Genomic DNA, 18,446 nt, shown 5'->3' on the forward strand with positions numbered 1-18,446 from the left:
CGCGGGCTCGTAGGCGTCGAGCACCCGGTTCAGCAGGTCGAAATCGGACTGGTACTTCTCGAACAGCGAGCGGGCCAGCACATCTCGCAGCAGGAGCACGATGCCGAGCACCTCGTCGGTCTCCACCCCTCGGGGGAAGATGCGCTCGGACAGGTCGCGCGCGTAGGCCTGCAGCGCCTCGACGCTACCGGTCTCCAGCACCGCCACGTAGTTGTCGTAGACCGCGGTGACCTCGGAGAACATCTCCTCGGCTGTCATCGCGGTGAGCAGCTGCGCCTCGGTGATGAGCCGCGCCCACTCCTCGCGCAGGGCGGTCCGGTTCTGCCTGAGGTGTCGCACCAGTTCCGATAACAGACCGGCCCCGCCGCCGTTCACGCCGATTTCGGTCGCGACGGGGTCGAACACATCGGACACGTGGCCCTCCATCGATTTCGCACCGAGGGGCATCAGCGGTACTCGGGAATCGTATACCCGAGCGCGTTTCGGGCGCGGGGGTTTCACCGGTGCCGCGCCATCCTCCGGACGACGTGTCAAGCCCGCGTCGCGGCCAGCTCCACGACGGTGATGTCGGAGGGCGCGCCGACCCGGACGGGCGGGCCCGCCGCACCGGCCCCGCGCGTCACGTACAGCTGTGTGTCGCCGTAGCGCTCCAGTCCGGCGAGCGTCGGATTCGCCAGCGCCGCAATGAAATTCCCCGGCCAGAGCTGGCCGCCGTGGGTGTGTCCCGACAGTTGCAGGTCGACGCCGTGCGCCACGGCGTCGTGAATCTGCACGGGCTGGTGCGCCAGCAGGACAGCGGTGCGCGCACGGTCGCGATCGCCGAGCGCCTTGGCGAAATCCGGTCCGTGCCCGGTGTGTTCGCCCTCCACGTCGTTGACGCCCGCGAGATCGAAACCGGGCAGCTCGGTCCGATCGTTGGCGAGCAGGCGCAGCCCGAGATCCTGCACGTGCTCGACCCATTCCTCCGCGCCGGAGAAGTACTCGTGGTTGCCGGTGACGAAGTACGCGCCGTGCCTGGCGCGCAGCCTGCTCAGCGGTTCCACGGCGGGGCGCAGGTCCTCGACGCTGCCGTCCACCAGATCGCCGACCACCGCGATCAGATCGGGCTGGGTGTCGTTGATCGTGCGGACAACTCGCTCGGCGAATCCCCTGCCGAGAATCGGGCCCAGGTGCACGTCGCTGACGACGGTGATCCGGAATCCGTGCGCCGAACGGGGAAGCTTGGCCAGCGGCACGGTCAGTCGTTTGACCTGCGGCCCGTTCAGCACGCCGTACGTGCCGACGCCGACGGTGGTCGCCGCGGTGAGCGCGGCGGTCCCGGCCACCGCGCGGGACACGAAGATCCGCCGCGAGATCGGCTTCGGCGTGGCGGTAACCGCCTGCGCCGCTTCGGTATCGCCACTCGTACCGGTGTGCTTCCGAGCGCTCGCAGCGTCGGCGGGATCTCGGACTTGCTGCGCCGGAGCTGCCGACGCGGATGTCCGGCCTCGATCTGTTGGTGTGCCTGCTATGTCGGTGGATGTCGCGTGGCTGGTGGCCGGAGTGGCTACGTCGGTGGATGCCGCGTGGCTGGTGGCTGGTGTGGTTGCCGCCGCGGTGGATGCCGCGTGGCTGGTGGCCGGTGCTCCCTCGGTGGATGCTGCGCGGCTCTTATCCGGAGTGGTCGGCATCTCTGCCGGTCCTACGCCGGGTTCGGCCGAAGCGCTTGTCGCGTAGGCGGATTCGTCCCGCCGTGTCGAAGTGCTTGTGCCCTCGGCGGATTTGCGCGCGAACCAGCGCAGCAGCAACGGCCGCATTGCCTCGCCGACCAGCAGCGCGAGCAACAGATACACCATCAGCGCGCCCCACAGATAACCCGGCCACGCGATGGCCCGCACCAACGGGAACGGCAGTCCGGCCGAGTCGCCGACGGACGCGCCGATCAGCAGCAGCGGACCCGCCACCAGCACCGCGGTCCCGATCCGCCGCGCCATCGTTCGCGGCGCGGTGGTGTCCCGCACCAAGCGCCGCCACAAGTACAAATGCAGCCCGGCGAACACCGCGAGCACCCCGACACCGACCAGTACCATCACAACGACCACCGCGCAGCCCTCTCCCGTACCGACCGTCCCGACCTTACGCGGGACCGCCGTGCGGAGCTCGCGACGATGTCGGACACCCTCGGTAGCCTCGAAGCATGTGCCGAAACATCACTGCCCTGCGCGGGCTGGAGCCCGCGGCGACACCGGAGGAGATCCAGGCGGCGGCGCTGCAGTACGTGCGCAAGGTCGCAGGTCTGTCCAGCGTCTCCGCGGCGACGCGTCCGGTGGTGGAGTCCGCGGTGGCCGACATCGCCGCGGTGACGACCCGCCTGCTCGCCGAGCTGCCGGACCGCAAGGTGCCGCCGAAGTCGGTGCCGCCGCTGCGCCGCCCCGAGGTACAGGCCAGGATCGCCGCGCGGAGCTGAGCCGCCGCCGAAAAATCGGATGCGCCCGCGGACGCGTTTGGCTTACTGTCGCGCCCATGCGAATCGTGAGCGGCAAGCAGATCCGCGAGGTGGACGTCGGTTAAGCCCGAGAGCTGATCGGCCGCCATCCGGCGGTCCAGATCGACCTCGGTACGGGCGACGGACGCGCGGTGCTCGCCGCGGCGGCCGCCGTCCCGGAGCGGCTGGTGATCGGCGTGGACGCCCATGCGGCGGGCATGTCCGGGGCCTCCCGCAAGGCAGTGCGCGGCAAGCTCACGAACACGCTGTTCGTGGTGGCGGCCGCCGAGCGGCTGCCGCGGGAACTGGACGGCGTCGCCGACATCGTCACGGTGTATTTCCCCTGGGGTTCGCTGCTGCGCGGCGTAATCACCGCGGATCCGGTGATCGTCGCCGGGCTCGCGCGGGTGATGAAGCCGGGCGCGGCGCTGTCGATCCTCGTCTCGGTGACCGAGCACGACCGAGGTTCCGGCCTGCCGCCGATCGACGAGCACGCTCTGCGCGGTCTCGCCGAACCTTGTGCGGCACAAGGTCTCACGATCACCGGCGTGAATCCCGCGACGGCCGCCGACATCGCGGCCACCGGTTCCTCGTGGGGCAAACGCCTCGGCGCGGGATCGCAGCGCAGCGCCTGGCGGATCACCGCGTACCGCTCGGACGGTCCAGGCGATCCGGAACCCGCCACCGAGCATCGGGCGGTGCCCGCGTGAGGGCGGTCCGGAAGGCCGATGTGGCGTGGATCACCCGTCCCGGATGTCACGACGGCGAGGACGGGATCCGTCTCGAGTCTGTCAGCGAAAGATCGACAGCGAAGGACGCGACGATGACCGAGATCCTGATCCTTGGCGCGGGCTACACCGGCATGACGGCGGCGATGAGCCTGGCCGCCCGCACCCGCAAGCGTGACGACGTGCGCATCACCCTGGTCAACCCGCAGCGGCGGTTCACCGAGCGATTGCGCCTGCACCAGACCGCGGCAGGCGAAGAACTGACCGATCTCCGGATTCCCGACATGATCGAGGGCATGGGCATCGACTTCGTGCAAGGCCGGGTGACGGCGATCGACGCCGCCGCGCGGACGGTGCTGGTCGACGGCGCCCGGACGCTGGGCTACGACACCCTGGTCTATGCCCTGGGCAGCGTCGCGGACACCGAGTCGGTCCCCGGCGTGGCCGACCACGCGCACACCCTCTACAACCTCGCCGAGGCGCAGCGGCTCTCCTGGCGGCTGCGGGGCCTCGACGCAGGCGCCCGGGTGGTGGTCTGCGGCACCGGGCTCACCGGCGTGGAATCCGCCGCCGAGATCGCCGACCAGCACCCCGGCCTGCGCGTCACCCTGCTCGGCCGGACGGAGCCGGGCGCGGCGCTGAGCGACAAGGCGGGGACGTATCTGCGCGACGGGCTGGCGCGGCTGGGCGTCACCGTGCGCGCGGGTGTGGAGGTCGCGAAAGTCGGGCCCGACACCGTCGAGTTCGTCGGCGGCGACCACCTGCCCGCCGACGTGGTGCTGTGGACGGCGGGCGTGCGGGTCTCGCCGCTGGCGGAGCAGGCCGGGCTGACGGTCGACGACCACGGCCGGATCGTCACCGACACCGTGCTGCGCTCGGTCTCGCACCCGAACGTCTACGCCGTCGGCGACGCGGCCGCGGTGCGGCAGAACTACGGCGTCATCCACGGCACCTGCCAGAGCGGCATGCCGACCGGAGCGCACGCGGCGCTGGCCATCGCCCTCGAGCTGAAGGGCAAGCGGCCCAAGCCTTTCCGGTTCGGGTACTTCCATTTCCCGATCAGCCTCGGCCGCGGCGACGCGGTGGTGCAGTTCACCAGGCCCGACGACAGCCCGAACCGGTTCGTGCTCACCGGCAAGCGCGCGGTGGCCTACAAGGAGGCCGTCAACGCCGCGCCGTGGGATGTGTTCGCCCGGGTCAAGAAGTACGGCGCGCTGGCTTCGGCCGTGTGGCGCAAGGGCGGTCGCAGCACACGAATCGAGGCGGCATGACCGACCGGGATCAGGAAATCTTCGCCGAGTACCGGAATCTGTTGTTCGCGGTCGCCTATCGGATACTCGGGACCGCCGCCGACGCCGAGGACATCGTGCAGGACGCGTGGTTCAAATGGTCGGCGGCGGACCGGTCCTCGGTCGCGGATGCCAAAGCGTATCTGGCCAGAATCGTGTCGAATCTGGCGATGGATCGGCTGCGGTCGGTGCGGCACAAGCGGGAAACCTATGTGGGCCCGTGGCTTCCGGAGCCGATTCTCACCACCGGCGACACCGCCGACGCGGTGGCGGGCGCCGATTCGGTGTCGCTGGCCATGCTGGTCGTGCTGGAGACGCTGAGCCCGTTGGAGCGCTCGGTGTTCGTGCTGAAGGAGGTGTTCGACTTCAGCTACGCCGAAATCGCCTCGGCGGTGGAACGTTCGGAGCCCGCGGTGCGGCAGGCGGCGCTGCGCGCGCGCAAGCACGTGCACGCCCGCAGGCCGCGTTTCGAGGAGGACAGCGCCACCAAACAGCAGGCCACCGAACGATTCCTGAGCGCGGCCACCGGCGGCGACATCAACGCGCTGATGGAGTTGCTCGCCCCGGATGTCACGCTGTGGACCGACGGAGGAGGCAAGGTGCGCCAGGCGCTGCGCCCGATCGTCGGTGCGGGCACGGTGGCGGCCTGGTTCGCCGGGCTGGCCCGCCCGCGGACCTACGAGGGCGTCGAGGTCTCCGAGATGACCATCAGTGTGCTGCCGATCAACGGCGGGCCGGGCATCGTGTTCACCGGAGCCGACCGGGTGATCGCGGTGATCACCCTCGATCTGGACGCGCACGGCCGGATCGTCGCGGTGCACAACATCGCGAACCCGGACAAGCTGGGTGCCATCGCGGGCGGCACCGCGCACGACGTCGGTCCGCACCGCTGATGCGGCACGGACGTCACGTCGCCGCGCCGACGGTCCTGCCGAGGCCGGATCGGGCGCGGCAGTGTCGAATACCGTTGTGCCGCAGTAGAGGCCAGGTGGCACAACGGACTTCGCTCACAGCGACCTTGCGATGATCTCCTTCATGATCTCGTTGGTGCCCGCGTAGATCATCTGCACCCGGTTGTCGACCCACATGCGCGAGATCGGGTATTCGCTCATGTACCCGTATCCGCCGTGCAGCTGGAGGCATTCGCTGGCCACCGACATGGCGCGCTCGGTGGTCCACCACTTCGCCATGGCCACGGTCGGGATGTCGAGTTCGCCAACGATGTGCTTGGCGATGCAGTCGTCGGTGAAGACGCGCGCGATCTTCGCCTCGGTGGCGACCTCGGCCAGCTTGAACTTGGTGTTCTGGAAGCCGAAGACCGTGCGGCCGAACGCCTCGCGCTCCTTGACATAGCGCAGCGTGTGCTCCAGCGCGGTCTCCATGCCCGCCACCGAGCCCACCGCGATGATCAGGCGCTCCTGCGGCAGCTGCTGCATGAGCTGGATGAAGCCCTGACCCTCCTGCGTGCCGAGCAGGTTGGCGACCGGGATGCGCACGTCCTCGAAGAACAGCTCGGAGGTGTCCTGGCCCTTCTGGCCGATCTTGTCCAGCACCCGGCCGCGCCGGAAACCGGGCCGGTCCGCCTCCACGAGCACGAGGCTGATGCCCGCCGCGCCCTGGGTGGTGTCGGTCTTGACCACGACGATGATCAGGTCGGCCTGGGCGCCGTTGGTGATGAAGGTCTTGGAGCCGTTGACGACGTACTCGTCGCCGTCGCGGACCGCCTTGGTCTTGACGCTCTGCAGGTCGGAGCCGGTGCCGGGCTCGGTCATCGCGATCGCGCCGACCACCTCGCCGCTGGCCATCTTCGGCAGCCAGTGCCGCTTCTGCTCCTCGGTGCCGTAGGCGAGCAGGTAGTGCGCGACGATGCCGTTGTGCAGGCTCTGGCCCCACGCGGTGTCGACCACCCTGGCCTGCTCCTCGATCAGCACGGCCTCGTGCGCGAAGGTGCCGCCGCCACCGCCGTACTCCTCCGGGATGGACAGGCAGAGCAGGCCGAGTTCGCCGGCCTTGTTCCACAGGTCGCGATCGACGTGGTGCTGGGCGATGTACTTGTCGACGTTCGGCGCGACTTCCTTCTCGAAGAAGGCGCGCGCGAGTTCGCGCAGCGCGTCCAGGTCGTCGTTCATCCAACACGACCGGTAGGCGGCCATCGAGACTCCTTAGGCTCGGTGTACTACTGGCGATACTTGTGACCAGTATTTACGGGTACAGTGTGTACCATCGGGTGCGCTGGGACAAGACGGAACTTCGAGCGCCGAGGACGTCGGATACGGTGAGCCGCGTGGGACGACAGCGCTGGACCGACACCGCCGAAACCCGCCGCTCGGGCGCGCGGGGACCGGGCGGCGTCGAACGCCGCCGCGCGTTGGTGGCGGCGGCCGTCGCGGCGATCGAGGAACACGGACCCGACGCCTCGATCGGGCAGATCGCCGACCGTGCCGGACTGGTGCGCACGCACGTCTACCGGCACATCGCGGGCAAAGAGGAACTCGACCGCGCGGTCGCGCGCCACGCGCACGCGGAACTCACCGCCCGCATTCGGGCCACCTTCGACGTCGACGGCACGCCGATCGACGTCATCCGCGCTCCCATCGCCGAACACGTCGCCTGGGCGGGGGAGCATCCGAATCTGTATCGCTTCCTCGTGGAGCGCAACTACCGCAGCGGCAACGAGGAGCCGCGCATCGGCGGCAGCGCCTTCGCCTCCGAGATCTTCACCGCCGCAACGCGATACATTCCGCGCTTCGGTTCGGACCGGGCCGCGGCGGAGCGGCTCATCATCGCGCTGCTCGGGTTGATCGACGCCTCCGTGCGCTGGTGGCTCACGCATCGGGAGAGCACGAGGGAGGCGCTGGTCGACCAGCTCACCGCCGAGGCGTGGCTGCTGATCGACCACCGGCTGCGCGCGCTCGGCATCGAGCTCGACCCCGCGGCGCGACTGCGGGACCTGCTGATCGCCGGAGAGGACTACCGCGGCGAGGCCGCCGTGATGTGAGGCCGCGATCAGGAACCGAACTTCCGCCGCGCGTGCGCGACGATCGCGTCGAGCCGGGCGTGATGCGCGCCCTTCCAATAGGTTTGGCCGCAGTCGACGCACTGCGCGAAGGTGTCGTAGGTCTGTTCGGTCTGGTCGGGCAGCCGCCCGCGCATGTCCGCCTTGTCGGCCTCGCGCAACAGGCCGTTGCAGGTGGTGCATCGCGTCCACGGGGCGAGGCCGGGTACGAAGCGGGAGAGCACGTCGTCGAGTTGTTCGGCGGGCTTGTGGCTGTAAACGTAGGCGCCCGAGTAGATTTCGCGTCGCCGTAGCAGTCCGCGATCGCGGGAGAGCAGGATCCGACGCTCGGCCGCCGAGCGCGTGGCCAGGGCGGCGTCCCCGATGTCGGGGTTCTCGTAGGCGGCGTCGATGCCGAGCAGGCGCAGCCGCCGCGCCAAGGTGCCCAGGTGGATGTCGAGCAGGAAGCGCACCGGCTCGGGCATCCGCTGCGGACGCGTCACCGCCAGCACCGCGAGCGAATCCCCGTGGACGGGCACGTACGCGGGTCCCACCGTCTCGTCGTTCACCACCAACGCTCCCACCTCGGTGAGCGGCGTCCCGAGTGACTCGACCACGTGCCCCACGGTCGACACCCCGTCGACGCGCACGGTCGACGGACCCCCGCGCAGCCCCGCGGCGACGAACAACGTCAGCTCGGCCGCGAACTCGACCGTGATCTCCCCGGTACTCACCAGCCAAGCATGCCAGGCTGGGTACTGTGAGGCAGCCCGGCGAGCTCGCCGGTCGCGCACGTAGCCGACGTACCGTCTGCACTCGCGCTCGATCGGGATGCGTATGCCAATGCCTTGGGCGAGCGTCTGGCGATACCCGGCGCGGCGCTTGTCTGTGGCCTCGGCCCCGCGCTGTCCCGGCGCCGGCGTGCATCGGTGTCTCGGTGCGGCCCCCTTTCGGCGCCGTGGCGCTGCGCCTTTCGCTGTCGCTGCCGTGCAGAGCCGTAAGTCGTCTGAGGATCGGCGCCCTATCGCTGCCGTGGCACGGCGCTCCCCATCAGCGCCTCGGCGAACTCGGCGAACTCCGCGCGGAAATCCACATAGGACGCGCGAAGTTCGCGGCCCGGCCAGTGCGGGGGCAGGAGCTCGGCGGGCAGCATCGGGTCGTTGAGGATGTGGCGCACGGTCGCGGCGGCGACTTCGAAACGGTCGCCGATGAATTCCGCCTGCGCCATCGCGGACAACAGTAACCGGGCGTTCTCGGCCCAGGCGTCCGGCCGGAAAAGCCGTTCGGCCAGTTCGCCGTCCGGTTCACCGGGATGGCCGGTGAACGCGGTCAGGCGGCGTGCCGCGCCGGCGGGGAACTCGGTGCCGAGATTGTCCGGGCGAGTCCACACGCCCTCGCGCAACTCGCCGAACTTCTTGGCGCGCAACATTTCCCGGAAAGCAGCCCGGTCGGTGGAGTCGTCCGCACCGACGGTGACGATGGCCAGCCGCCAAGTGCCGTCCCATGCGCCGGTGGGCGGGTGCATGGCCTCGTCCTGGCGGTGCTGGCGTTCGATCAGCCGCGGCGCGAGGCGGTAGGCGCTGTCGCGGCGCTCCAGATCGCCGCCCGCCACCATCCTGGTCAGCGCCGCGCGCACCGCCGACTCCTGGAGCCCGAGCCCGACCGCCACCCGCACGATCCAGCTCACCGGCGCCTCGGCGGGATGCGCGCCGAGCAGCGCGCTCAGGATCGCCGACCGCGCGGTGAGCTTGCGCACCGGCGTCCCACGCGAATCCATGCCCCGATGCTAACCACTTCCGGTTCCCGCACATCTCGTGCACGCCTCGCACAGCCACCGCCTGTGTGAGGCGTGTGGACGGGGTGTGGCAGCGGCAGGGTATTGCAAAGTTGTGGCGCGTGACGCAGGGTTGTAATAGTCGAGTTGGAGGACGGGGTGCGATGGCGACGCATGTGGTGACGAATCAGGTTCCGCCGTTGGTGGATTTCGACGCGGCCGAGCAGCCGGCGATTCTGGAGGCGCTGCGCAGGGCGGGGGCCGAGCGGGCCATCGAGGACGTGCGGTCGGTCGGGAGGCTGGCGGGCAGCGCCGAAGCCCAGGCGCTCGGCGACCTCGCGGAGGCGCACCCGCCGGTGCTGCGGACGCACGACCGCTACGGGCATCGGATCGACGAGGTCGAATACGACCCGAGCTATCACCGGCTGATGGAGTACGCGGTGGGCTTCGGCCTGCACGGCGCGCCGTGGGCCGACAGCGGTCCGAGCCCGCACCTGGTCCGCGCCGCGAAGATGAGCGTGTGGAGCCAGGTCGACGCCGGGCACGGGTGCCCGATCTCGATGACCTACGCCGTAGTGCCCGCGCTGCGCGCCAACGCCGAACTCGCGGCGCAGTACGAACCGCTGCTCGTGGCCAAGGAATACGATCCCGGCCTGCGGGTGCCGTCGACCAAACGCGGTCTTATCGCTGGCATGTCGATGACCGAGAAGCAGGGCGGCTCGGACGTCCGCGCGAACACGACGACCGCCGTGCCGGTCGCGGACGGCACGTACCGCCTCACCGGGCACAAGTGGTTCACTTCGGCGCCCATGTCGGACCTCTTCCTGGTGCTGGCGCAAGCGCCGGGCGGACTGTCGTGCTTCTTCGTCCCGCGCGTGCTGCCCGACGGCACCCGCAACACGTTCAATCTCCAGCGGCTGAAGGACAAACTCGGCAACCACTCCAACGCGAGCAGCGAGGTCGAGTACGACGACACCGTCGGCTGGCTGGTCGGCGAGGAGGGCCGCGGCGTGCCGACCATCATCGAGATGGTGAACCTGACCCGGCTCGACTGCACGCTCGGCTCGGCCTCCGGTATGCGCGCGGGCGTCGCCATGGCCGTGCACCACGCCACCCACCGCCGTGCTTTCGGCGCGCACCTGATCGACCAGCCGCTGATGCGCAACGTCCTCGCCGACCTGGCGCTGGAGGCCGAGGGCGCGACCACCGTCGGGCTGTGGCTCGCCGAGGTGACCGACCGGGCCGTCTCCGGCGACGAGACCGCCGATCGGCTTCGCCGGATCGCCTTGGCGGTCAGCAAGTACTACGTGTGCAAGCGCGGGCCGATGCACGCGGCCGAAGCGCTGGAATGCCTCGGCGGCAACGGGTACGTCGAGGAATCGCGGATGCCGCGGCTGTACCGGGAGGCGCCGCTGATGTCGGTGTGGGAGGGCTCGGGCAATGTGGCCGCCCTCGATACGCTGCGCGCGCTGGCCAAACAGCCGGAGACCCTCGGCGTCTTCTTCGACGAGGTCGAGTTGGCCCGCGGCGCGGACGCCCGGCTCGATGCCGCGGTCGACGACCTGCGCGGCCGATTCGCCGACTTCGACACGATCCAGTACCGCGCCCGCCGCATCGTCGGCGAGATGGCGCAGGTACTTCAGGCCTCGCTGCTGGTGCGCTACGGCCATCCGGCCGTCGCCGACGGGTTCGTCGTCAGCAGGCTCGGTCACGATCGCGGCGATGTGTTCGGAACCCTGCCCAACGGACTCGACACCGGGGCGATCATCGAACGCGTCACGCCCAAGTTCTGACCCGCACCCGTCCGATCCTCGAAGGGAATTCCCGTTGCCCGACTACACCGACCACGCAGGCACCCGTCCGGCCGCCTGGTACGAAGGCCTGACCGAAGGCAAGGACTCCTTGTTCGCCGACCGGGAGCAGGCGCCGTCCGACATCAGGTACCGAACACTGACCTACGAGGTCACCGATCGGGTCGCGCGCATCACCTTCGACCGTCCCGAACACGGCAACGCGATCACCGCCGACACCCCGATCGAGCTCGCCGCGGCGGTCGAGCGGGCCGACCTCGATCCGCGCGTGCACGTGATCCTGGTGTCCGGGCGCGGCAAGGGCTTCTGCGGCGGCTACGACCTGTCGATCTTCGCGGAGAACGGCTTCACGCCCGACGGCGGCGCGGCGCCGGTCGACGGCACCGTCCTCGACCCGGCAGTGCAGGCACGCAACCACAATCCCTGGGGCACCTGGGATCCGATGGTCGACTACCAGATGATGAGCCGCTTCAACCGCGGCTTCGCCAGCCTGCTGCACGCGAACAAACCGACCGTGGCCAAGCTGCACGGCTTCGCGGTGGCGGGCGGCACCGACATCGCGCTGTTCGCCGACCAGATCATCTGCGCCGACGACACCAAGATCGGCTACCCGCCCACCCGCGTGTGGGGCATCCCGGCGGCGGGCATGTGGGCGCACCGGCTCGGCGACCAGCTCGCCAAGCGGCTGCTGTTCACCGGCGACTGCCTCAGCGGCAAGCAGGCCGCCGAATGGGGTCTCGCCGTCGAATCGTGCCCGGCCGACGAACTCGACGAGCGCACCGAGGCGCTGGTCGCCCGCATCGCGCGGATGCCGGTCAACCAGCTCATCATGGCCAAGCTCGCGCTCAACAGCGCGCTGCTCGCGCAAGGCGTGGCCAATTCGGGCATGGTCAGCACCGTGTTCGACGGCATCTCCCGGCACACCCGCGAGGGCTACGCCTTCCAGTTGCGCTCGGCCACCGTCGGATTCCGCGAGGCCGTGCGCGAGCGCGACGAACCGTACGGCGACTGGAAACGCGCGCAGTTCCGCGCATCCGGTGAGGAGGACGCCGAGCACTGACCGTTCAATCCGGCAGCTGACGCATCTCCAGCAGGGTGAGGCCGAGATTGTCGATCATGGCCAGAATGGCGCGCATCGCCGTGGGATCGGACACCGGCCCGAACAGCGAGGTGGTGCCGCTGCTGGACGGCGCGGCATCGAGATCGGGGAAGGCGGCCACGGCGCGGTCGGACAGCTCGCCGTCGATGATGAACTGGTATCTGGTCGGGACCGGCATGGCTCTCCTCCCTGTGGTTGCGCGATGGTCGAGTCTGCCGCGCCGCGCGCGTGGCTCACCTCACACACCGCGGATGAGATTTCCGGAAAGGCGAGCGCGCGTGGTCAGAGCACGCCGCTGCGCCGGGCGTAATCGAGCGCCGCGACGCGGGAGTTCGCGCCGAATTTCGCGTAGATCGACCGCAGATGCGTTTTCACGGTATTGATCGAGACGCCGAGGTCGGCCGCGATCTGTTGCGCGGTCCGGCCCGAGGGAAGGTGTTTGAGCACGGTCATCTCGGCCTCGGTCAGCGCCGGGTGCGTCGAGTTCCTCGCGGCGTTGCGATTCTGCCGGACGATATCGCCGAACGCGTCGAGGCGACCGAATCGGCCCGCGTACACGTCGAGCAGTTCTATCGCGTTCGGAACGTCGAGGAAGGGACGGACCAGGTGATCGACCGCGGCGTCCCGCAACGCGTTCTCCAGACCGCTGTGCGCCTTCGCGCCGTTGCCGAGGCTGTGGTGTGCCGACGAGTACAGCAACCATCCGGTGATCCGGGTGGACGGCCGCACGGCGCCGGCGCACTCGAGCAAGGGCTCGAGCAGCGCCAGCGCGGCCTGGCTGTGCTCGGCCGTCTCCGCCACCGCGGCGCGGGCCACGACGACGTCGGGCAGGTCGCCCAGCAACTGCTGTGCCCGTTCGGCCAGCAGCTGCGCGGCCAAGGGTTCGTGCACGCTCAGCAGGGCCCACACCACGTGCGGAATCACGGTGGCGGTCACGCCGGGCACGCTGTTCTTGTCGAGCAGCAACTGCGTACTGCGCCGCAGGTCGTCGATGGCGGCGCGCTTGTCGGCGGCCTGTTCGACGGCCAGTAGTTGTCCGATCACGTAACCGTGCCATCCGGCCAGCGGGCTCGCCGACCCGTCCTGCACCGCGTGACGGGTCAGCGCCGCCGCGACGTGCGCCCGATCGGGCTGCTCGCCGCGCAGGTAGGCGGCCACGCCTGCGGCCGTCATCGCCTGTGCCGCATCCGGTGTGTCGTTCAGGTCGTGCTCGGCGGCGACGACGAGCGCCTTGGCCGCCCTGTCCCGCATCGAGGCGGTGGCCTCGCGTCCGCAGGCGATGAAGGTGAGGCGGGTGAGCGCGCGCAGCGCCAGGCGCGGATGGCCGGTGTGCGATGCCAGCGCGAGACCGCGCAGCAGCACCTCCTCGCCTCGGTCGAGCTGTCCGCCGACCACCATCGCGGTGGCCGACTGAATCGCCAGGTAGCAATCGATATCGGGGTTGCCGGTCGGCGCGGCGTCCATGGCGAGATCGCCCGACACCGATCCGGTGGCGACGGCGGCATCCACCGTCGCGGCGAGGGTCAGCGCGTCGATCCAGTGTGCGGGCACGAACGAGGGCCGGTCCCGGCGCGAGCCCGCGACATCCAGGTAGGCCAGCGCGTCGGCGGCGCTGCCGTGGAAGAGCGCGTCGAGGACGCGCAACAGCCACACGAACGGGTCGTCGAGCAGGCTCGGCCGCGCGCGGTGCAGCTCACCGAACAGCGCCGCGCCGTCTCCGTCGAGGACCATCGTCGTCCCGCATTCGGCGAGGAACTCGCGCAGGTGCCGCGGATCGGCGACGGCGAGTAGATGCGTCAGCGCGTGACGCGGCAGCCCGGCGGCGCGCAGCGCGTTCGCGGTCCGCAGGTGCAGTTCGGAACGGGCCCGCGCGCCGAGGCGGTTCACCTCGGCGAGGAAGTACGCCCGGAGCATCGGGTGGAAGGTGAACCAGATGTCGTCGCCGCGCGCGATCGAGGTGAGCGGGAAGTTCATCCGGTCCAGTTCGTACAGCGTGAGTGCGGACCCGCCGCCGATCAGGTCGTCGGCCAGCCGCTCGGTGAACGAGTCGGGAACGCTGGTGTAGGTCAGGAACAATCGCACGTTCAGCGGCAGGGCGCCGATCAGTTCGCCGACCAGGAAGTCGGAGACGGCGCGCGGCGGCCGGGCCAGCACGGCCAGCGCCGCGGACCGGTCGGGATTGGCGGCCAAGTACATCGCGGCGATGCGGACGAGCGCGGCCCACCCGTGGGTCAGGTCGAGGACCGTGGCGAGTTCGGACTCGTCGAGTTCGCAGTGGTGTTCGCGGCACAGCGCGGCGATCTCCGCGCCGGACATCGCGAGGTCCGTTGCGCCCCAGCGGGTCGATCGCTCGGTCAGCCCGAGCAGATGCCAGCGCAGCGGCGGGGCGAAGCGGCCGGACACCACGGTGGTGACCGTCGGCGGCGCGTGCAGCAGGAAGTGTTCCAGCCCGGCGAGGGCGAGCGGTCCGGTGACGAGGTGGGCGTCATCGATGACGATCACGGTCGGTGTTCCACGTGCGGTCAGCGTCTCGACGAGCTGTGCCGCGTCGAAGCCGGGAGCCTGGACGGACGGGCGTTGCGGCGGTTTCGGCAGCCCCAGCTGGTCGCGCAGCGTCTGCCACAGTGCGGCACCGGGTTCGGGATGCTCGGACACCGAGACCCACCCGAGCGCCGGACGCCGGGCCGTCCGCGCCCGGAGCCGGCTCGCCCAGTCGGCGAGCAGGACGGTCTTGCCGCTCCCGGCGGGCGCGCAAACCACCAGCACCCGCAGTTGGTCGCCCGTGAGGAAGGCGTCGAGTCGGTCGATCAGCGTCGATCTGGCAATCGGCGCCGACGAGAACGTCGGCATTTCCGAAGGAATTCCGCTGTCGTCAGCGGAGATCGAACGTAGAGCAGGGCCGTGCGAGATGGTCACCGTGCCTCCTGGACCGACTGCCGACATAATTTTTCGCGCCTGGCTCAGGAATCTCTGTATTTCGGTTTTCATACTAAAGGTGTCCGGAAGGGAAATAGCGACGGCGCATCCGAATTTCGTGTGGCACGGATCGGAGCATGCACTGGCGTGTCATCGGAGAGATATCACCGCCCGGCATGCGAGGCTTGTCCGGTTGTACCCACGGAAAACGGAAAGGAGACACGATGACCCTCGGTTCCGCCGTGCTCGATCTGGTTACTACGGTGTTCGGAGTCCTCATGGATGTCATCGAGCTCGTCACCGGCTCAGCGGATTAAGAGTCCGGGCGAAGCTGGAGCGCGGGGAGGGGTGTGCGCCCCTCCCCGCGTCCGCGTCACCCCCGCGCGCGGAAAGCGTTCGTGTGGTGGGAGTACAGGTTCAACAGCCCGAGGACCTGCCCGTCCGAGACGAGCGGATGACAGTACAGCGACCGTATGTCGAGTTCGCGCAGGTGGGCGCAGTAGTCGCGCCAGCGCGTCTCCTCGGCCAGATCGGTGATCAGCATCCTCTTGCGCGTCCGGATGACGTCCATGCCAGGCGAATCCGGGAAGTCGGCGAGGGCCTGCTCCAGTTGCGCGGCCTGCCGACTCGACCAGCCGACGACTTCGAGGCCGTCGAGGCCCCAGGCCGTGATGCCGACCAGGGGGTGGTTGGGCAGCAGGCGCGCTATGTTCGCAGCGGCCTGCGCGGGTATCGCCGATGACTTGTTCGGGAAAAGACCGACTGAACCGGGGAAATTCGTCGAAATGGGTCGGGTATCGAGCATTCGGACACCTCACTCCACGGCGCGCACCGGCGGCAGGGCCACACGGGCCGACCTGCTGGTGTCTCCGGACGCGCCGACTTGCTACCACCTTGGAGCTGCCCTATCGGCAGCTTCGCCTCGCCCGTCCCCCGAACGGGCTCCTGCCACCCCGGTGTGACCGGTGGTGGCGTGAACGGTTGTGCGCCTGGGTCTCTCGAACCGCTGCCCAGGGCTTCCGGAGAGAACCGTTCACCTTCACGCGGGTCACATGCCACCGTGCGGCGATGTGACGGCCACCACATTAACACCGGGTGGTCGGTTCGGGTTCGGGTTTTCGCGGCCGAATCCGACCAACTGGCACGAGCATGTTTCGGTTTACGGCCGAGCGCAGTGTCGCAGCATCTGTCTCAGTCGCGCGTCGGTCAATTAGTAACAAGAACTGCTGATCCCTACGAAAATCGCGCCGAAAGGGTGGCGCGACACTCGATCGATTGCGACTGTCTGGGTCACACTTCTACGGTCGCGTAGGAAACAACTTCTACGCCCGAGTAAGTCACGGGAGACCTCGCCAACCAGTCGGTGGCCTGGCTTTCCGTGTGCTCCGACGAAGGGGACGCAGTCACGTGAGCTTGCCTGGACGTGCTCACCATGAGCCCGTTGACCGGCGCGATCTCGGGATTCGCCCCCACGAGGGAGCTGGCTCCGCTGCTGGCCACCTATGACCACTGCTTCCACCAGTTCCTCGACCCCGTCGACGTCGCGTTCTCGGCGCTGAAAGTGGCCGTGTTCGTGCTGCTCTCGACGTTCGTGTAGTGCTACTCCGGGTTCGTCGCCTCGGACGGCCCCGAGGGTGAACTCGCTGTCGGAGACGCTGGTCAGGCGGTCCAAGGCGACGGTGTCTCGCTCAGCGCGCTGATCACCCAGGCCGCGGATCTGGCGAATGGCCAGGGCGCTCGTCACTGGGTTGGACGAGCAGGGCGAGATGCTGAGGGTGGCCTTCGATCGGATCGCCGTCGACCGACCGGCTCGTGAGTCTGGTCGCGGAAATCCAACCGGGCATGGCCCGGGCCCAGCAGTACGCGACCACGGCCCGTGCCCGCGCTGCCACTATCCCGCACGCGCGTATCTGGTCACCACGGTCTTCGACGATGGCACGCACAGCGCGGCCACCGTCGCGACTTGCGATCTGACCTGCGGGTGGAGCGGCCCGGCCCCGCTGACCGCCATGACTCCGATTCCGTGCGCGAAACAAGCTGCGCCACAACGAGAATCACATAATCCAGCGCGGAGGATACCTCCCAGCCGACCCCGATGAGGCGTATTGTTCCAGGTGACCAACTTTCCGTCTTTCTTTCTTCCGATTGCCCAGTGACATCGCGGCGCCGTCGCTCGATACTCGGCAGCATCGGTTGATAGCTACTGCACGGCAACGTCGCTGGCGGAACGGAGTGGACATGCTCGCACATCCCTGTCCGGACGGCGAACTGCTCGGCCAGAGCGGCGATGCCGGGGTCGTCGCGAAATTCACCGACCGCGCCTTGCGCCGGTTCGCCCAGACCGTCGAAGGTCTCCCCGAGGCCACCCTGGAAGAGATCCTCGCGGTGGTGGACCTCTTCCGTGTGGCCGAAGGCATTCACATCGGCGTCGGCGACGTCTGAAGCCGGTGCTGCCGCGCGTGTCCGCTACGACCGGCGGCGCGCGCGGTTCCCGGTGGACGCGCGGCGGCGTGCGCCCTCCGCGGAGGGCGGTCGGTGCTCGGCCGCCACGCGGTTGTCGGTCGCGTCACGGAACAGCGCGACGGGCGGACCGTCGCCGATCGCGAGGGCGGCGAGCCGTTCGCCGTTCGCCGGGTCCAGATCCGCGGGGACGCCGACGACGGGGGAGAGGTCGATGCCTTCGCCCGGCCCGAGCACGCGCAAGCCGCGGTCGGCGCAGAATCCGTCGAGATCGGCGTCGGCGGTGAACGAGCCGTACATCAGCCGGACGCGTCCGGCGGCCGCGCGGTCGGCGGCGCAGCGCAGCAGCTTCGCGCCGACGCCCGCGTTGCGGAACTCCGGCTCCACCGCGAGCACGCCCACCTTCATGAGGCCGACGAGGGCGCGGGCCTGCGCGGTGGTTCCCCAGGGCTGGAGGCGTTGCACCACAAACGCTTCCGGTCCCGCGTAGAGCCCGCCGATGACCTCGCGATCGCGCTGGGCGACCAGGACCAGGCTGCGCGCGGCGACCGCGCCCGTCAGCCCGCCCCGGCCCGCGGCCGCCGAGATCGCGCGGACACGCGAGGGCGCCATGCCGGAGGCGAGCAGGCCGCGCCGCTGCGCCTGCGCGAGCTCCTGGCCGTAGCCGCCCAGTGGCGTGTCGCCCATGCCTGCCATGGCGCACCACCGCCGGTAGTTGCCCTCGATCTCCGCCGCCGACGCGTACGAGATCGTCACTCGCTCTGGTGAACTCATGTGCACAACACCTCATCGCTACCGTGGGACCGGCCGTCGGCGCCGTGATCCCCCGGGGCGGACTCGCGTCCGCCGAGCGCGCCGATCGTGCCCGCTCGATCGCGGCGATGACCGCCGCGTGCGCCACGGTTCGCCG

General features: G+C 69.6%; 17 protein-coding genes and 1 pseudogene. 9 read left to right on the plus strand and 9 right to left on the minus strand.

Going from position 1 to position 18,446, the window contains the following annotated elements; translation table 11 throughout:
* Both AC3EO7_RS33220 and AC3EO7_RS33225 read right to left on the minus strand, forming a co-directional pair.
* Nucleotides 1–426, minus strand: a pseudogene (locus AC3EO7_RS33220) (STAS domain-containing protein); the annotation flags it as partial.
* A gap of 104 nt (nucleotides 427–530) precedes the next feature.
* A complete protein-coding gene (locus AC3EO7_RS33225) occupies nucleotides 531–2,069 on the minus strand; it encodes a metallophosphoesterase (protein WP_435593400.1) in 1,539 nt (512 codons plus the stop codon).
* A gap of 107 nt (nucleotides 2,070–2,176) precedes the next feature.
* On the opposite strand from AC3EO7_RS33225, the gene AC3EO7_RS33230 reads away from it, so the two are divergent.
* From AC3EO7_RS33230 to AC3EO7_RS33245, 4 genes are all read left to right on the plus strand, one after another.
* On the plus strand, nucleotides 2,177–2,446 hold the full coding sequence (locus tag AC3EO7_RS33230) for a DUF2277 domain-containing protein (protein ID WP_431962338.1): 270 nt from the start codon (nucleotides 2,177–2,179) through the stop codon (nucleotides 2,444–2,446).
* Nucleotides 2,447–2,562: 116 nt separating this feature from the next.
* Entirely contained in the window at nucleotides 2,563–3,174 is a 612-nt protein-coding gene (locus tag AC3EO7_RS33235; RefSeq protein WP_435593401.1) for a methyltransferase domain-containing protein, read from the plus strand.
* Between the two features lie 113 nt (nucleotides 3,175–3,287).
* On the plus strand, nucleotides 3,288–4,463 hold the full coding sequence (locus AC3EO7_RS33240; protein ID WP_431962340.1) for an NAD(P)/FAD-dependent oxidoreductase: 1,176 nt from the start codon (nucleotides 3,288–3,290) through the stop codon (nucleotides 4,461–4,463).
* A complete protein-coding gene (locus AC3EO7_RS33245; RefSeq protein ID WP_431962342.1) occupies nucleotides 4,460–5,374 on the plus strand; it encodes an RNA polymerase sigma-70 factor in 915 nt (304 codons plus the stop codon). Before AC3EO7_RS33240 ends, AC3EO7_RS33245 begins: the two co-directional genes overlap by 4 nt.
* Before the next feature lie 114 nt (nucleotides 5,375–5,488).
* Here AC3EO7_RS33245 and AC3EO7_RS33250 read toward each other — a convergent pair whose 3' ends face one another.
* Nucleotides 5,489–6,634: an acyl-CoA dehydrogenase family protein gene (locus AC3EO7_RS33250; protein WP_431962344.1), complete on the minus strand. Its 1,146-nt coding sequence runs from the start codon at nucleotides 6,632–6,634 to the stop codon at nucleotides 5,489–5,491.
* A 131-nt stretch (nucleotides 6,635–6,765) separates the two neighbouring features.
* Between AC3EO7_RS33250 and AC3EO7_RS33255 the strand changes: the two genes are divergently transcribed.
* Nucleotides 6,766–7,479, plus strand: a complete 714-nt coding sequence (locus AC3EO7_RS33255) for a TetR/AcrR family transcriptional regulator (protein WP_431962346.1) — start codon at nucleotides 6,766–6,768, stop codon at nucleotides 7,477–7,479.
* A gap of 8 nt (nucleotides 7,480–7,487) precedes the next feature.
* Here the strand turns inward: AC3EO7_RS33255 and AC3EO7_RS33260 are convergent, their stop codons facing one another.
* Nucleotides 7,488–8,210, minus strand: coding sequence for a Mut7-C RNAse domain-containing protein (locus AC3EO7_RS33260; RefSeq protein WP_435593358.1), 723 nt, complete (start codon nucleotides 8,208–8,210; stop codon nucleotides 7,488–7,490).
* Nucleotides 8,211–8,497: 287 nt separating this feature from the next.
* Entirely contained in the window at nucleotides 8,498–9,253 is a 756-nt protein-coding gene (locus AC3EO7_RS33265; RefSeq protein WP_435593359.1) for a PaaX family transcriptional regulator C-terminal domain-containing protein, read from the minus strand.
* A gap of 161 nt (nucleotides 9,254–9,414) precedes the next feature.
* Here AC3EO7_RS33265 and AC3EO7_RS33270 point away from each other — a divergent pair, with 161 nt between their 5' ends.
* Entirely contained in the window at nucleotides 9,415–11,043 is a 1,629-nt protein-coding gene (locus tag AC3EO7_RS33270) for an acyl-CoA dehydrogenase family protein (protein WP_431962352.1), read from the plus strand.
* 34 nt (nucleotides 11,044–11,077) lie between these two features.
* The gene (locus AC3EO7_RS33275; protein ID WP_431962354.1) at nucleotides 11,078–12,121 is read left to right on the plus strand and encodes a crotonase/enoyl-CoA hydratase family protein; all 1,044 of its coding nucleotides are present in this window, start codon (nucleotides 11,078–11,080) and stop codon (nucleotides 12,119–12,121) included.
* A gap of 4 nt (nucleotides 12,122–12,125) precedes the next feature.
* Here AC3EO7_RS33275 and AC3EO7_RS33280 read toward each other — a convergent pair whose 3' ends face one another.
* From AC3EO7_RS33280 to AC3EO7_RS33290, 3 genes are all read right to left on the minus strand, one after another.
* Nucleotides 12,126–12,338, minus strand: a complete 213-nt coding sequence (locus AC3EO7_RS33280) for a hypothetical protein (protein WP_431962356.1) — start codon at nucleotides 12,336–12,338, stop codon at nucleotides 12,126–12,128.
* A 104-nt stretch (nucleotides 12,339–12,442) separates the two neighbouring features.
* Nucleotides 12,443–15,010: a LuxR C-terminal-related transcriptional regulator gene (locus AC3EO7_RS33285; protein WP_488186304.1), complete on the minus strand. Its 2,568-nt coding sequence runs from the start codon at nucleotides 15,008–15,010 to the stop codon at nucleotides 12,443–12,445.
* A gap of 439 nt (nucleotides 15,011–15,449) precedes the next feature.
* Entirely contained in the window at nucleotides 15,450–15,881 is a 432-nt protein-coding gene (locus tag AC3EO7_RS33290) for a GAF domain-containing protein (RefSeq protein WP_431962360.1), read from the minus strand.
* Between the two features lie 627 nt (nucleotides 15,882–16,508).
* Between AC3EO7_RS33290 and AC3EO7_RS33295 the strand changes: the two genes are divergently transcribed.
* Both AC3EO7_RS33295 and AC3EO7_RS33300 read left to right on the plus strand, forming a co-directional pair.
* Nucleotides 16,509–16,673, plus strand: a complete 165-nt coding sequence (locus AC3EO7_RS33295; RefSeq protein WP_435593361.1) for a hypothetical protein — start codon at nucleotides 16,509–16,511, stop codon at nucleotides 16,671–16,673.
* A gap of 641 nt (nucleotides 16,674–17,314) precedes the next feature.
* Complete coding sequence (locus AC3EO7_RS33300) at nucleotides 17,315–17,518, plus strand: hypothetical protein (protein ID WP_431962364.1); 204 nt, start codon at nucleotides 17,315–17,317, stop codon at nucleotides 17,516–17,518.
* A gap of 24 nt (nucleotides 17,519–17,542) precedes the next feature.
* Here AC3EO7_RS33300 and AC3EO7_RS33305 read toward each other — a convergent pair whose 3' ends face one another.
* Nucleotides 17,543–18,310 carry a GNAT family N-acetyltransferase gene (locus tag AC3EO7_RS33305; RefSeq protein WP_435593362.1) on the minus strand — a complete coding sequence of 256 codons (768 nt, stop codon included), beginning with the start codon at nucleotides 18,308–18,310 and terminating at the stop codon, nucleotides 17,543–17,545.
* Nucleotides 18,311–18,446: the final 136 nt, after the last annotated feature.

The sequence above is a fragment of the Nocardia sp. bgisy118 genome (assembly GCF_057708605.1).

Bases quoted from the DNA above. Each gene is read 5' to 3' on its own strand.
- AC3EO7_RS33300 (WP_431962364.1), top strand. From the start codon at position 17,315: ATGCTCGCACATCCCTGTCCGGACGGCGAACTGCTCGGCCAGAGCGGC.
- AC3EO7_RS33295 (WP_435593361.1), top strand. From the start codon at position 16,509: ATGAGCCCGTTGACCGGCGCGATCTCGGGATTCGCCCCCACGAGGGAG.
- AC3EO7_RS33225 (WP_435593400.1), bottom strand. From the start codon at position 2,069: ATGGTACTGGTCGGTGTCGGGGTGCTCGCGGTGTTCGCCGGGCTGCAT.
- AC3EO7_RS33265 (WP_435593359.1), bottom strand. From the start codon at position 9,253: ATGGATTCGCGTGGGACGCCGGTGCGCAAGCTCACCGCGCGGTCGGCG.
- AC3EO7_RS33290 (WP_431962360.1), bottom strand. From the start codon at position 15,881: ATGCTCGATACCCGACCCATTTCGACGAATTTCCCCGGTTCAGTCGGT.
- AC3EO7_RS33270 (WP_431962352.1), top strand. From the start codon at position 9,415: ATGGCGACGCATGTGGTGACGAATCAGGTTCCGCCGTTGGTGGATTTC.
- AC3EO7_RS33280 (WP_431962356.1), bottom strand. From the start codon at position 12,338: ATGCCGGTCCCGACCAGATACCAGTTCATCATCGACGGCGAGCTGTCC.
- AC3EO7_RS33285 (WP_488186304.1), bottom strand. From the start codon at position 15,010: ATGCCGACGTTCTCGTCGGCGCCGATTGCCAGATCGACGCTGATCGAC.
- AC3EO7_RS33240 (WP_431962340.1), top strand. From the start codon at position 3,288: ATGACCGAGATCCTGATCCTTGGCGCGGGCTACACCGGCATGACGGCG.
- AC3EO7_RS33230 (WP_431962338.1), top strand. From the start codon at position 2,177: ATGTGCCGAAACATCACTGCCCTGCGCGGGCTGGAGCCCGCGGCGACA.
- AC3EO7_RS33245 (WP_431962342.1), top strand. From the start codon at position 4,460: ATGACCGACCGGGATCAGGAAATCTTCGCCGAGTACCGGAATCTGTTG.
- AC3EO7_RS33305 (WP_435593362.1), bottom strand. From the start codon at position 18,310: ATGAGTTCACCAGAGCGAGTGACGATCTCGTACGCGTCGGCGGCGGAG.
- AC3EO7_RS33250 (WP_431962344.1), bottom strand. From the start codon at position 6,634: ATGGCCGCCTACCGGTCGTGTTGGATGAACGACGACCTGGACGCGCTG.